Annotated in this window: 1 protein-coding gene; it reads left to right on the forward strand. The window is 41.1% G+C overall.

The genetic code is table 11. The annotated features are described in order from the left end of the window. On the forward strand, positions 1 to 270 hold a 270-nt coding region (locus AAEY88_RS13780), incomplete at both ends, for a hypothetical protein (protein ID WP_350563290.1).

Here is a 270-nt window from a genome sequence, read left to right on the forward strand (position 1 = left end):
GTAATATTGCGTACGTTAGGTGCTAAAAGCCGATTAATAAAAAATGCCACCTTGTATGAGTTTTTATTACTGGGCGGTTTAGCCGGACTAGTTGCTGCATTTTTCAGTGATATAGCACTGTTAATAGTACAGCAGCAAATGTTTGATTTGGCAGGTAAGCTGCATCCTAATATTTGGGTTATTGGCCCCGTTGCTGGTGGCGTGTTTGTAGCAGGGTTAGGCTATTTTATGATTGCCCGTACGCTTAAACAAAATACTCAAGGCTTAGTG

This window comes from Psychrobacter sp. CAL346-MNA-CIBAN-0220 (genome assembly GCF_040309805.1).
In the GTDB taxonomy this organism is placed as follows: domain Bacteria; phylum Pseudomonadota; class Gammaproteobacteria; order Pseudomonadales; family Moraxellaceae; genus Psychrobacter.